General features: G+C 58.4%; 11 protein-coding genes. 6 read left to right on the forward strand and 5 right to left on the reverse strand.

The window, feature by feature from the left end; genetic code table 11:
• The first annotated feature begins 51 nt into the window (after positions 1–51).
• The 5 genes from GN112_RS21100 to GN112_RS21120 all read left to right on the forward strand — a co-directional run bounded on the left by GN112_RS21100 (position 52) and on the right by GN112_RS21120 (position 7,131).
• Positions 52–1,266, forward strand: coding sequence for a MalY/PatB family protein (locus GN112_RS21100; protein ID WP_155312027.1), 1,215 nt, complete (start codon positions 52–54; stop codon positions 1,264–1,266).
• 353 nt (positions 1,267–1,619) lie between these two features.
• A complete protein-coding gene (locus GN112_RS21105) occupies positions 1,620–1,862 on the forward strand; it encodes a hypothetical protein (RefSeq protein WP_155312028.1) in 243 nt (80 codons plus the stop codon).
• A gap of 106 nt (positions 1,863–1,968) precedes the next feature.
• Positions 1,969–3,654, forward strand: coding sequence for an ABC1 kinase family protein (locus tag GN112_RS21110; RefSeq protein ID WP_155312029.1), 1,686 nt, complete (start codon positions 1,969–1,971; stop codon positions 3,652–3,654).
• Positions 3,655–3,850: 196 nt separating this feature from the next.
• A complete protein-coding gene (locus GN112_RS21115; RefSeq protein WP_155312030.1) occupies positions 3,851–6,763 on the forward strand; it encodes a response regulator in 2,913 nt (970 codons plus the stop codon).
• A complete protein-coding gene (locus GN112_RS21120) occupies positions 6,760–7,131 on the forward strand; it encodes a response regulator (protein WP_155312031.1) in 372 nt (123 codons plus the stop codon). The genes GN112_RS21115 and GN112_RS21120 overlap by 4 nt, the downstream gene beginning before the upstream one ends.
• Before the next feature lie 74 nt (positions 7,132–7,205).
• Here GN112_RS21120 and GN112_RS21125 read toward each other — a convergent pair whose 3' ends face one another.
• Genes GN112_RS21125 through GN112_RS21135 form a run of 3 tightly spaced genes read right to left on the reverse strand, consistent with a single transcriptional unit; the run spans position 7,206 to position 10,228 of the window.
• Positions 7,206–8,210 carry a PilZ domain-containing protein gene (locus GN112_RS21125; RefSeq protein WP_162459056.1) on the reverse strand — a complete coding sequence of 335 codons (1,005 nt, stop codon included), beginning with the start codon at positions 8,208–8,210 and terminating at the stop codon, positions 7,206–7,208.
• A gap of 10 nt (positions 8,211–8,220) precedes the next feature.
• Positions 8,221–9,024 carry a methylenetetrahydrofolate reductase gene (locus tag GN112_RS21130; protein ID WP_155312033.1) on the reverse strand — a complete coding sequence of 268 codons (804 nt, stop codon included), beginning with the start codon at positions 9,022–9,024 and terminating at the stop codon, positions 8,221–8,223.
• A 13-nt stretch (positions 9,025–9,037) separates the two neighbouring features.
• Positions 9,038–10,228, reverse strand: coding sequence for a PAS domain-containing sensor histidine kinase (locus GN112_RS21135; protein ID WP_155312034.1), 1,191 nt, complete (start codon positions 10,226–10,228; stop codon positions 9,038–9,040).
• Between the two features lie 371 nt (positions 10,229–10,599).
• Between GN112_RS21135 and GN112_RS21140 the strand changes: the two genes are divergently transcribed.
• Positions 10,600–10,785, forward strand: a complete 186-nt coding sequence (locus GN112_RS21140) for a hypothetical protein (RefSeq protein WP_155312035.1) — start codon at positions 10,600–10,602, stop codon at positions 10,783–10,785.
• Between the two features lie 24 nt (positions 10,786–10,809).
• Here the strand turns inward: GN112_RS21140 and GN112_RS21145 are convergent, their stop codons facing one another.
• Both GN112_RS21145 and hrpB read right to left on the reverse strand, forming a co-directional pair.
• On the reverse strand, positions 10,810–11,283 hold the full coding sequence (locus tag GN112_RS21145) for an LEA/WHy family protein (protein WP_155312036.1): 474 nt from the start codon (positions 11,281–11,283) through the stop codon (positions 10,810–10,812).
• Positions 11,284–11,383: 100 nt separating this feature from the next.
• Positions 11,384–13,936 (reverse strand): ATP-dependent helicase HrpB, encoded by a 2,553-nt coding sequence (hrpB, locus tag GN112_RS21150; protein ID WP_155312037.1) that lies wholly within the window; start codon positions 13,934–13,936, stop codon positions 11,384–11,386.
• Between the last annotated feature and the right edge of the window lie 114 nt (positions 13,937–14,050).

The following is a 14,050-nucleotide window of genomic DNA, read 5'->3' on the forward strand; positions in this document are numbered from 1 at the left end:
AAAGCGTGCTTCCGCAACCATCCATCCAAACCAAAGGATCGCCCCCGTATCATGGCAACCGATTTTGACCAGGAGATTGACCGACAGGGAACCCAATCCGCCAAATGGGGCGTCATCCAGGACCCCGACAACCCGTCGCGCTGGATCGCCACCGACAACTACTTCGGCGAAAACCGCCTCTTGCCCCTGTGGGTGGCCGATATGGATTTCCCCGCGCCCCAGCCGGTGATCGATGCCCTGGTCAGGCGCGCCGGGCACGGCATTTACGGGTACACCTTGCGTACGGACAGCTACGATCAGGCCGTGGTGGAATGGATGGCCCGGCGTCACAGCTGGGCCATCGAACCGGACTGGATCCTCTCCACCCCCGGCGTGGTGCCGGCGGTCAACTGGCTGGTGCGCACCTTTGCCGGTCCGGAAAAAAAAGTGCTGGTGCAGCAGCCGGTCTACTACCCGTTTTTCAGTGCCATTGAAACCAACGGGTCAGAGATTGTTTCCAGCCCCCTGATTCTCAATGACCGCCGCTACAGCATGGATTTTGCCGATTTCGAAAAAAAGGCAGCCGATCCGTCCGTCAGCCTGTTTATCCTCTGCAGCCCCCACAATCCGGTCGGGCGGGTGTGGACCCGGGAAGAGCTGACCCGTATCGGCGAAATCTGCCTGAAGCACCAGGTGCTGGTGGTGGCTGACGAGATTCACGGCGACTTGATATACAAGGGCGCCACGTTCACCCCCTTTGCCGCCATTAGCGAGGCCATGGCGGCCAATGCCGTGGTCTGCACCGCCCCCAGCAAAACCTTCAACCTGGCCGGCCTGCACACTTCCAATATCATCATTCCCAACCCGGCGCTGCGACGGCGCTTTCAGCAGACCCTAAACAGTTGCGGAATGGGCAAATGGGCCAATCCTTTCGGGGTGGTGGCCTGCGAAACCGCCTACCGTGAAGGCGAGCCGTGGCTGGACGATGTGCTGGCCTATATCGAGGCGAATCTGGATTTTCTCGAAGCCTATGTCGATGCCCACATCCCGGGAATTCGGGTGATCCGTCCCGAAGGGACCTACCTGGTATGGCTGGACTGCCGCCAACTTGGCCTGGACCCGTTGGAATTGAAGCGCCTGATGTTAGAAAAGGCGCGCATCTTCCCGGACGAGGGATTCATTTTCGGCCCCGAAGGGGAAGGCTTTGAGCGCATCAACATCGCCTGCCCGCGTTCGGTCCTGAAAGAGGCGCTGGAACGGATCCGGCGGGCCGTTAGCGGCAGCTGAAATCCGGCCGAACCGAATTGTATAGCGCTTAAGATAATGTTTTTGGAAAGGCCGGAGGAAGGAAGTCGTATGGTAATACTGCGACGACCGATAACGCAGCCCAAAAACATTATCTTGAATGCTATAGGACGAATCCAACCAAAATCAACCCCCATGCCCATCAGATGAAAGGTCTCCAGGCACTCGCCGAGAAAGAGGATGGCCAGGGATGGTGGCAAAGACGGGAACCAGGCATTGATTCTTTCTTGCGCATGCCCGTCTTTGATCGACATTGACACCACATCTGGATTGCGGCATAACACAAAAGATCCATCCACCGATCAACCCGCCGGAAAAACAAGGGAGGAGACCCCATGAAACAGGGCAAGTGTCCCAAGTGCGGATCAACGAACGTTTATGTCGCTGCCGACCTGCCGTTGAAAAGCGGGCCTTTCGGCAGCAACTCGATTCCCGTCAGCTTGACGGCCATGGCGGCACTGGACAATTACGTGTGTGCGGACTGCGGCCTGGTGGAAAGCTATATCGCGGATGAATACATGCTTAAAAAAATTGCCGGCAAATGGAAACCGGTCAACACCGCGGCAGACGATGATTAAGCCTGGGGGAGAGACCCGATGTCTGCCAAATTGAATTCATATCGGTCCTGCATGCATCCATTGACGTTCAACGATTGATCGTTGCCATTTCTCAAAAGGATTGTTGATGCCGTTTCCCTTTTCCAGCCGCCGCATCAGCGGCATCCGCCATTTCGGACTCATCTCACGCGTGCTGATCAAACACGGCATGGGGGAGGTCGCCGACCGGCTGAAGGGCGGCGGCAGTACGCGGATCAGGTCCGGCCTGCCCGACCCGGTGCGTATCCGGCGGACGCTGGAGGAACTGGGTCCTAGCTTTATCAAACTGGGCCAGCTGATGAGCACCCGGGGCGACCTTTTTCCGCCGGAATATATCGACGAACTGACCAAACTGCAGGATCAGGTTCCACCGGTCCCCTTTGATTCGATCCGCACGCTGATTGAATCCGATTTGGGGGAGCCCCTGGATCAGCTTTTTGAAAGCATCGACGAAGAGGCCCTGGCCGCGGCGTCTGTGGCCCAGGTGCATGCCGCCCGCCTCAAGACCGGCGAGAAGGTGGCCGTCAAGGTGATCCGGCCGGGCATCGATAAGCGCATCCGCAAGGACATCCAGGTGATGTACTACTTTGCCGCGCGGTTCGAGCGGACCTTTGATCTGGGCCGGATCATCGGCGCCGTCAACCTGGTCAAGGAGTTCGAGCGCAGCATTTTCCGCGAACTGGACATGCTCGTCGAGGCCGGGAATATCGAGCGTTTTGCCCGCAGCTTCAAGGATGTCGAAGAGATCTATATCCCCCGGGTGCACTGGGACCATACCTCCCGCTCGGTGCTGGTGATGGAGCATATCGATGGGATCAAGATGGACCATGTGGAGGAGATCCGCAATCAGGGCATCGATCCCGAGGAGGTGGCCATGATCGGGCTGCGCTCCTTTTCCCGGCAGCTCATGGAGGCCGGCATCTTCCACGCCGACCCCCATCCGGGCAACACCCTGGTCATGCGCGACGGCCGTGTCAGCCTGGTGGATTTCGGCATCGTGGGCTATCTGGACGAAGAGACCATGATGCAGATCGCGCACCTTTTCCTGGGCTTTTCCGAACACGACTACGACATGGTCATGGAGGCCTTCGAGGCCGCCGGGCTGGTCAACCCGCGCAATATGGATCTGAAAAGTTTCCGCGCGGATCTCAAGGACATGGCCGAACCGTTTTACGGTCGTTCCCTGAAAACCATTTCGGTAAAGGATGTCTACGACGAGGTGATGCGCCTGGTGTTCAAGTATCGCATCCGCCTGCCGCGCAACCTGCTGCTGCTTTTCAAGACCTTTATCCAGACCGAAGCCCTGGGTAAGATTCTGGGCTCGGAGGCCAGCCTGCTGGAAGTGACCCGGCCTTATGCCAAACGCCTGTTGCAAAAGGGGTACGAGGCCCACAAGGTAATAAAAAACATGGGCCGCGATGCCAAACTGTTCGGCGGGTACCTGCGCCAGGTACCCCAGCTGGCCCACGGCCTGTTCAAGCGCCTGGCCATTGAGGCGCCCCAGTTCGAAATTTCCCACGCCGGGCTCGACGAGCCCACCCGAAAATTTGAAAACAGCATCAACCGCCTGACCCTGGGACTGGTGACCGCCGCTTCCCTCATCGCCGCCGCCCTGATTCTCAACTCCAGCCGCAAGATCCTTGTCTTCGAGATCGATTTCTTCGGCGTCCAGACCTTATCGGTCACCGATGTTCTGGGCATCAGCGGCTACGTCATCGCCACGGTCCTGGGATTGTGGCTGGTCTTCTCGATCATCCGTTCCGGCAAGTTGTGACCCCCCGACCCACCCCGACATCTTGATCTGCGGAATTCGCCGGGCCACCGCCCATTGTCCAAATATCTAAAGTCCATCCGATTCGGGCCGATATTTTGGCCAATATTGGCTTTCCGCATCCCGCCGGAAAGCATGCACAGAAATGCCCATCGCGGATTTGTTGGGGATTGCAGTTGGCGATTGTTTTGGGTGATTGATGAAGGGCATACCTTTTAAAAAAAAGCCGTCACGATTCTATTCGATCAAGGACAAGCTCATCATTTTGCTCAGTCTGACGTCAATCCTGACAGCATTGTTGGTCGCCTCGGCGATGATTTACAATGAACGCCTGAGCACCCGTGAAAACCTGATCAGCGAACTGCGCTCCATGGCCGACATGGTCGCCCGAAACAGCGGTGCGGCCCTTTTGTTCAACGACCCGCAAACCGCCGGAAAGGATCTTTCATCCCTGGCTGCCAAACGGGAAATCACCGCGGCCATTCTCTACAACAAGGACGGTTCCATCTTCAGCCAGTTCAGCACCGGAAGCAAGGGCCTGGCCCTTTATGCGTCAGCCTTTGTCCGGCAGGATTCCGATCCTCACATTCGCCTCAACCGGCTGATGCGCAATGGCGGAACCGTCTTTTACGAGGACGGAAACGTGCATGTGGTTCGACCGGTGACCGTGGACCAGAAGGTGGTGGGGGCGATTCAGTTGGTCAATAACATGGCGCAAATGCACGAGCGCTTGAACACGTTCTACCGGGTCATCTCTTCCACCGTGTTGGTGACCCTCATCATCGTCCTCGTGGTCTCGGCAAAGCTGCAAAAGATTTTCACCGCCCCCCTGTTTGGCCTGATGCAGTCCATCGACACCGTTATCAGCGAGAAGAACTACGCCGTGCGCGTTGCCAGAGAGAGCAATGACGAGTTCGGCATCCTGATCGACCGTTTCAATGATATGATCAGCGAGATCCAGCAGCGCGACCAGGACCTCAAAGCCTACAGTGCCGAGTTGGAGGAGCGGGTGCAACTGCGAACGGCAGACCTTACCGCGGCCAAGGAGGAACTGGAGGCGACGGTCAGTTCCCTGGCGGTTGCCAAGGAGTCCGCAGAAGCGGCCAACCGGGCCAAATCCCAGTTCCTGGCCAACATGAGTCATGAAATCCGCACCCCGATGAATGGCGTGCTGGGCATGGCCGGCCTGATGCTGCAGACCCAGCTTAGCGGCGAACAGCAACGTTTCGCAATGACGATTCAGAAATCGGGCGAATCGCTGCTGAGCATCATCAACGACATCCTTGACTTCTCAAAAATTGAAGCCGGGAAATTTCAGCTCGAAACCATCTCTTTCGATCTGCGCATGCTTGTGGACGACGTTATCCAACTGCTGGCGTCACGGGCCCATGCCAAGCGAATCGAACTGGCCGCGATCATCCCCGATGATACCGACGTCTATCTGGAAGGCGACCCCACCCGCCTGCGCCAGGTGTTGACCAATCTGGTCGGCAATGCCATCAAATTTACCCACGAAGGCGAAGTTGTGGTCGATTTGAAGACCACACAGCAATCGGGAAATAGGGTTAAACTGGATATCTCCACACGGGATACCGGTATCGGTATCGCCGATGTCGATCGTCAGAAGCTTTTCAAACCCTTTTCCCAGGCCGATGGGTCCACGACCCGGAATTATGGTGGCACCGGCCTGGGTTTGGCGATCTCTTCGGAAATCGTCGCCCTGATGGGCGGCACCCTGGACTGCGAGAGCACGCCGGGGGAGGGCTCGAACTTTTTCTTTTCCATTGAAATGAAACGCAGTCCGGAAAAAATGTCACCCGGGGCCGCTGACGATGTGGCGGTATTGAAAGGCTGCCGGACACTGATCATTGACGACAACGCCACCAACCGGGATATACTGCTGAACCAGACCGCTTCATGGGGCATGTGGGGAGACAGCACGCCCAGCGGGATCGACGGAATCCGTTTGCTGGTGGCGGCCCAGGGGAAGGGCCAGCCGTTTGATCTGGTGCTGCTGGACATGGATATGCCTGAAATGGACGGCATGACCGTGGCCCAGGAGATCAAGTCCAATCCGGCCATTGACCACACCCCGCTGGTCATGCTGACCTCGGTGGGATTGCGGGGCGACGCCAGTGAAGCGCGGCGCCGCGGGATTTCCGCCTATCTGACCAAACCGGTACGTCAATCCGAACTTTTCTTTACCCTGATCCGCGTCCTCGGTGGCCGCGGGAGCGGTACCGACCAGCCGCTGGTGACCCACTATACGCTTGCCGAAGAGAAACGCCACCTGGACCTGAAGGTCCTAGTGGCGGAAGACAACCCCACCAACCAGGAAGTCGCCATGGGAATGCTCAGGAGCCATGGCTGTCGGGTCGTATTGGCCGCCAATGGCCGCGAGGCGCTCGACGCCGTCCGTTACCACGACTACGATCTGATTTTTATGGATTGCCAAATGCCGGTACTGGACGGGTATCAGGCAACGGCGGAAATCCGGCGCCTTGAACGGGAAAAATCCGACCATCGATACACCCCCATCATTGCCCTGACCGCCCATGCCCTTGAAGGCGACAGGGAGAAATGCCTGAAGGCGGGCATGGACGATTATATGAGCAAGCCGTTTGACGCCAAAACGATTCTGGAAATGATCGAGCGGTGGCACAGCAAACGGCCGAAAGATGCCGGCACACCGGTGGCTTCACCGCCGGAAAGCCGGCCTGTCCTGGAGCAACCGGTCCGGGGCAACGGCGAAAATAGCGCCCATCCGGTCGACAAAAGCGTCCTTTACACCCTTAAAGCGCTTCAGATCGAGGGAGAACCGGATTTTCTCAAACGCATCGTAAGGACATACCTGGACGGATCCAACGAACTGGTCGGCCAACTGGCCTCGGCTGCTGCCGAAAAGGATGCTCAACGTATCGCTTTTCTCGCCCACCGATTCAAATCCAGCAGTGCCAATGTGGGGGCGATGCAGTTGAGTGAATATTGCCGGGAGTTGGAGACGTCGTCTAAACAAAATTCCACACAAGATGCCGCTCTGCTGGTGGCAGCCATTACCAATGAATACGAAAGCGTAAAAAAAATCCTGGAAGGAGAGATCGACGCCGTATGATGATGGACAGTGATCCCAACCCGAAGCCCAAAGCACTGGTGGTGGACGACGATCCGTCATTGCGGCTGTTCATGAGTGCCGCTTTGAAAAAGGCCGGCTTCGATGTCCTTGACGCCGACGGCGGCGCAGTGGCCCTGGACCTTTTCGTGGCCCACAGGCCAGATCTGATTCTGCTCGATCTGGTCATGCCGGGAATGGATGGTTTCGAAACCTGCACCACCCTGCGCAAGTTGCCCGGCGGACGGTACACCCAGATTCTTATGGTCACCGGCCTGGACGACGCCGGTTCCATCGAACGGGCCTTTGACGCCGGGGCCAATGACTTCGTATCCAAACCGATCAATTGGACCATGCTGGGACATAGCTAGCAAATACCGTTTTGTGACGGACCGTCGCCTGCCCTATCCCATGATTCAAAAACACCAGACGGGTCCGGGGAACTTTATCTGGATGCGGCCGGAATCGGTGTGCAGCGGGTTTCTATCAGAGAGCGGATTACCTGTTTCTGCTGCAGGCTCAGTTCATCGAATCGCACGCCGACGCCGGTGGCATCGCGTCGCACCACCGTTCCATGGATCGTGCAGGTCCGTTCCAGAACGGGGGAGGAGAGCGACATGATCAGCCGCTGGTTGACTTTGACGGGGTGCCCGGTTTCGATATAGGCACCGCCTTCACTGATGTCGCGCATGGAACATTGATAGGTCCAGTCACTGATGTCGTAATCCACCCCCACCAGACAGTCATACCGGCCGTGTTGTCTCAGGTTGACCCGCTGACTCTGTTTCTCGTCCACGATGCGACCGCTCTCCAGCAGAAGGTTCATCAGCGGTGTAGAGATCTCCTGTTCAAATTCCACGGTGGCGTAATCAATGTCGATCAGTACATTTTCCCAGGTGAGGATGTGCAGGATGGCGGGTTTGCCGGACAGAAGCCCCATTTTGGCGGCCACTGGTTTGCCATGGGAAATATAAATGCTGCCGCTTTTGCCTTTGGCCGTGACCTGCAGGGTACAGGAGCGCCCCTCCAGCTCCATCATCTGCAGAAAAGAGGAAAGGCCGATTCCGCGCAGTTGACCGCCATAGTCGATTTGCAGTTCGGTAAACAGCCGCTTGGGCAGCATGCTGATATCCAGGGCATGATCAAAATGGACCACGGATGCCATCTGCTTCACCTTGGTGCGGAACATGGCCGATGCATTGTTCGTCATGACGAAGATGCGAAGGTGCGGATACGTTTCGGCTGCCTGCGTCAGCAGTTCAAAGGTTTCCACCTCAGGCATGTGCAGACCGGTAATCAAAACCTTGATCGTTGTGGTCTGCAGAATGTCGAAGGCTGCCGGGATGCTTGCCGCAGAAAAAATTCGCAAAAACGCACTCTGACTTTTCAGCAGGCCGGCGAAGGTCTGCAATACGATGCTATCATTATCGACAATCAGGATAGTGTTCATTGGAATCCCATCATAAGATCTCGTCCAGGACTTCGTAATGATCAAACGGGGGCATGATGCAGGCACCGGCGAATCGCTGCCTGGCAATGGCCAGCATTTCCCGGGCATTGGCCGCCCCTTCGACAACGGGATCGGCGGCGGCATGCATGCGGTGCCGAAGCGTCTCGGGAACGGCGATGCCGGCCACCCGGCTGTGCAGAAATTCCGCATGCCGGGGGGTGCGCAAAGGCAAAATGCCCATGATCATAGGGATATTGATATCCGCGGTGGCCTTGGCGATGGCATCGGCGCCGGCGTCATCGTAAACCGGCTGGGTGACGGCAAACTGGGCACCGGCGTCGACTTTCCGTTTCAGGTGCCCGACCGCCTGAGGCAGGCCGTTGCTCTCGGGGTGGGTGTCGAAAACCACACCGGTCTTAAAACCGGCTTCGCGGGCCATCCCCACCAGGTCATACACATCGGCATCCCGGACCGTGGTGGTGTGGTGCCGATCCTTCAGGGCCACGAAATCACCGGTGGCCACCATAACCGTTTGCAGTCCCAGAGCCCGGGCACCCCACAACTCCCCCTGAAGACTGAGCCGGTTGTGATCACGGGTCGTCAGGTGAAGAATCGCCGGTTTGCCCGTATGGCGCTGGATCAAGGCGCACAGGGCCATGGCGCTCATGCGGGGTTTGGCCACCGGGTTGGTCGCCACGCTGAATCCATAGAAGGCGAGATCGGCCAGTTTGCCCAGGGCCTTCAGAAGTTCGGACGGATCCGGCCCGTCCGGAGGGACCACTTCAATCGTGATGACAAACTTTTCATTCAGCATTTCAGATCCTCAATCAACAATCACGCGGGCGGGCTGCTGACGGATACGGGGTCGGCAGGCCCGACGCCGGTGATCGGGGAAGACGGAAACAAAATGTGGTGCCTTCATTTTCCGATGTGGTGAAGTCGACGCTGCCGTGTAAAAACCGCTCGCCGAACAGTTTCATTGAATAGGTCCCCAACCCCCGACCGGATGCAGCCTTGGAACTGATGTTGCGCTGGTAGATGCGTTTGACGACGCTATCGGCAACAGGCTGATGATTCCACACGTAAAACGAGACGTGGCCGGAATCGGCATCGGCCCAAAGTTTGACGGTACGGCCTTCATCCGTGGCCTCCAGGGCGTTGGTGACCATGTTGGTCAGCACCCGCACCACCAGGAAAAAATCAGATTTGAACGATGTGTCATCGGTCGTCTGTTCGGCAACGATTTCCTTGCGCCGGGCTGCCGGGTGGTTGGCAAAAATAGTCTCGAGCTCCTGAAATATCCGGCCCACGGTCAACGGCTGGATAGTGGGCTGGTAGTCGGCATCCGCCATCTGATTGAGGTGCTTTTGCATTTGCACCTCCCGGGCCATTCGCAGGGAGAGCCGGTGAATCCGGGAGGCGAGGTCACGATTCGTGTCGGAGACCTGATCAAGGAGCATTTCACTGCTGCCCACCAGCGCATAGATAATATTGCTCAGGTCATGAAAAAAAACCCGTCCCAGGGCCTCCCACTGCTGTTCGTGGGTAATGTCCTGCAGAAACAGCAGGATCAGGCGTTGCGAGCCGACCTTGATGGGACAGGCGCGGACACGCAGAAACAGGTCCTTCTCCCGGCCATTTTTGTTGACCCGGATGGCGCACTCCTTTTCACTGGGTGCGTTGTCCTCCAGGCAGGCCACCATGGCGATTGCTGCCCCGCAGGTAGCGCAGTAAGCGGAGGTGCCGCACCCGGCCGGGTTGGCCGTATGGTAAATACACCTCAGGGCCTCTCCCGGCCGAAGCCCCAGGGCCTGGTCCGGATCATCGATACCCAGCAGGTTGAGAAACGAATGGTTCAGGGCCAGAATCTGCCGGTGGGTGTTGAGAACGGCCAGAAGGCCGCTGACCGTGTTCAACAGGCCGTCGATGACCGGATTGACCACGGCGGCGTTGATTTCGACGGCCAATGCACTGGGTTCCAGTCGTTCGGCTGGTGCAAAGTCTGTTTTCATCGTCATGAGAATATCGATTTATGGTGAAACATAATTGTTCCGGGCGGATATCGCTGATTTCAATCTACCGTTTCGTTACTTTCAGGTCAAGAGCGGATGCAGTTGCCTATCGGTAGGTACCGATTTTGGACGCCGGCGATGATCACCATCGCTCCGCAGCGTCGTCTCAATGAGGCACTGAAAAAAAAGTACAAAAACGAAGATGAAATCTTCACAAACAACAATTTTGTCGCTTTTTAGGGCTTTGGGAAAAACCGTGATTTTTTTATCACACTGAAATTGCGTTTAAAAATTCCGCCATATGCAGGCTGGCACGATGTTTGGATAAATACTGTTCAGAACAACAAATTGGAAGAAAAAGATAGGAGTTAAGAACCATGATAGCGATCAACACAATCAACACGAATGGCGAAATTCTGCGTAAAATCCTCAACAGCGTTGCGGGGAAATACAATTGCGGAGTCAGTTTTTCGATCAACGGCGGGCAACTGCATTTCGAAGGGGATCGGGACTGTGCAGAAGAGATCGTTAAAGAGGCGCTGGCAATGTTCGGTGGCCGCTGATGAACGCTGCGGTGGGGGGGAGGACTACCGGGTCGCCTCGGTGAGATCAATCTCTCCCTCCTCATGGATGCGCAGAGCCGGTTGCAGCCCACCAAGGTCCAGCTTGGCTTCGAGCACATAGGCGATGGCATCTTTGTGCGTGTTGACCAAATCGGCAAAAAAACGGATGCTGCTCATCAGGTTGGTGGCGGCAGTCAGCGTGACATCGCCCTCCCCATACCCGTCGATAATTGGCAGATCATTGGCGACACCCGTCAAAATCTTGTATTTTTCCAGGCTCAGGCTGTAGGCGATTCCCTGAAGCTTCAGGGGTGACCGGTTGGGATTGATAATGTGCAGGTCGATTTCGAATCGTGGCATGATGCTTTCCGACGCCAGGGGACGGATGGCGCTGACGCTGACCGTCGGGGATTCGAAGTCCGGATGAAGCGTGGCGCAACCGGCCATCGCCAGTACGGTGGCGATAAAGACGACGACAAATCGAACGGATCGGGCCATCGGCGTTTCCCCCCTTACTTCCCCATAATCATCAACAGCGGAAGAAATACGAACCCCGCCAGTACCAAGTGAGTAATATACCATACCGTCGATTATCCGGCTACTGTTGATTCGGCTTTTTGGGTCTGACCCGGGCGGTGGGGGTGGCCTGAAGCGGATCGTCCGGCCAGTAGTGCTTGGGATAGCGACCCTTGAGCTCCCGTTTCACTTCTGCATAGCTGTTTTGCCAGAACCCGGCCAGATCGCGGGTGATCTGGGCCGGCCGGCCCGCCGGTGACAGCAGGTGCAGCATCAGCGGCATGCGCCCATTGGCAATGGCGGGGGTGGCCGCGCTGCCGAGCATCTCCTGGATTCTTACGGCCAGCACCGGAATTTCACGGCGGTAGTCGATGGGCAGACGCGATCCGCTGGGGACCAGGATGTGGCTGGGCGCCAGTTCTTCCAGCAACCGTCCCTGCCGCCAGGTGAGTTGGCTGCCAAGGGCTTTGGAAAAAATATCCGGTGTCAGCTGCTTGAGGCGCACAATACCGGCCAGGTACGGGGCCAGCCACGCTTCCAGCGTACCGAACAGGGCGGCATCGGAAACGTCGGGCCAGGGGCCGCCATCGGCATCGATGCGCGCCAGCAACAGGATGCGTCTCTGCCAATTTCGCAGGCGCCGGTTCCAGGGAAGCGTCTCCAGGCCATTGCCACGAATGCCCTCGAGCATGGCGGTCAACACGCGATCGGGGACGGGCTCTGTCAACGGCCGGTCGGCCAGGACCAGCGTCCCCAGCTTCTGTTTGCGCCCGGCGGATACGGCCTGCCGCCGGGTATCCCAGGCAACGGATTCCTGCCAGTGAATGTGGTCGGCGAACTGGTTCAGAAGGGTATGTCGGTCCGTTGCCGCAGCCAGGAAAATGCGTGCTTCGCGCCGCTCGCCATCCAGATGGGCAACCACCAGGTAGTCACTGGCGCTTAAGGGGTCGGATGGGTTCAGGTACGCACCGCGGCCGTTGGCCAGCAGGAAACGGCCCGACGTGCCCGCCCGGCGCTGGGCAATTCGGTCGGGATAGGCCCAGCCCAGCACGCGGCCGGGGTCGCCTGTGGGCGGGCTTGTTTTGGTGACGCCCAGTCGTTTTTGGAGCATGGCGGCAACGGTCAGGATCCGCCGCGTCGCCGCCGCATCCAGAGTGCATTCGTCAATCGATGGCAGGATGCCTTTGCCGGAGGGATGAAGCACCGCCAGGCGCAGTCTCAAATCGGCGTCACGTTTCCGGCCGCCAAAATGGAACGGATCGCGTTCGCTCAGGATGGCGGCAATCCGGCAGGCCAGGCCACCCATAGACTCCTTTTTGGCCATGAGCAGCATATGCGCCAGGCGGGGGTGCAGAGGCAACTCGGCCATCTGCCGGCCATGGCGGCTGATGGTTCCATCCTTATTCAGAGCCCCCAGATCCATCAGCAGTCGGCTGGCCGCCTGGAAAGCGGCTGCTGGCGGGGGATCCAGCCATCCCAGGGTATCGGGTGTCTTTACGCCCCAGGCGGCCAGTTCCAGGGACAGGCCGGCCAGATCGGCATCCAAAATTTCCGGTCGATTGTAAGGGGGCAGGGTCTGATGGGTCGCCTCGGTCCAGAGGCGGTAACAGATGCCCGGTCCCACTCGGCCAGCCCGTCCCCGGCGCTGGTCGGCCGAGGCCCGGGAGACCGGCAGCGTCACCAGCCGGGTCATCCCGCTTCCCGGATCGAATCGTGCAGCCCGCTGCAGCCCGCTGTCCACCACCACAGCGATGCCGTCGATGGTCAAGCTGGTTTCGGCAATGGCGGTAGTCAGAACAATTTTGTAACAACCCGGTGGCGCCGGCGCGATGGCCGCATCCTGCCGGTCCCGGGGAAGGTAACCGTAAAGCGGTGCGGTGGTCCATCCGGCCGGAAGTCCTCCTTCGTTGAGCAGTCGGTCGACCCGCCTGATTTCGGGCGCGCCGGGAAGAAATACCAGCAGACTGCCCTCGCCGGCAGCCACCGATTGTCGGATCACATCGACCACCCTTCGTTCCAGCGGCCGGTTTGCCGGCCGTCCCGCATAACGGGTCTCCACCGCAAAGGCCCGTCCGTCACAGCGGATCAACGGCGCCTGATCCAGCAGGCCGGTCACGGCCACGGGGTCCAAGGTGGCGGACATCACCAGCAGGCGCAAGGTCTCGTTGAGTACCCCCTGAATGTCACGGCAAAGCGCCAGCCCCAGGTCGGCATCCAGACTGCGCTCATGAAACTCGTCGAAAATGACCAGCCCCACACCGGCCAGCGAAGGATCCGTCTGCAACATGCGCGTGAGCACGCCTTCGGTGACCACTTCGACGCGCGTATCCGGTCCCACCCGACTTTCCAGGCGCACCCGGTAACCGACGGTCCGGCCGACCCGTTCGCCCAGCATGGCAGCCATACGCCGGGCGGCCGTCCGGGCGGCCAGCCGCCGGGGAGCCAGCAGCAGGATGCGCTGCCCGGCAAGCCATTCTTCTTCTAAAAGGGCCAGGGGCACGGCGGTGGTCTTGCCGGCACCGGGAGGCGCCACCTGTACCGCGGCGGAATGCCGTGCGAGTGCCGCTTTGAGTCGTGGCAGGACCGCCGTAATCGCCAGCGCCGAATCGATGGGAGGAGGGGACAGGGGTGTCATGACGATCCAATCAATAACATAAAACCGCGTTCGGATCACCAGCCATGATTAACGGTCAAGATTGAACAACGCCAGCCGATAAAAGATAACAGCCAATTTTTTTCACCTCGAATC

The sequence above is a fragment of the Desulfosarcina ovata subsp. ovata genome, from assembly GCF_009689005.1.
GTDB classification, from domain to species: Bacteria; Desulfobacterota; Desulfobacteria; order Desulfobacterales; family Desulfosarcinaceae; genus Desulfosarcina; species Desulfosarcina ovata.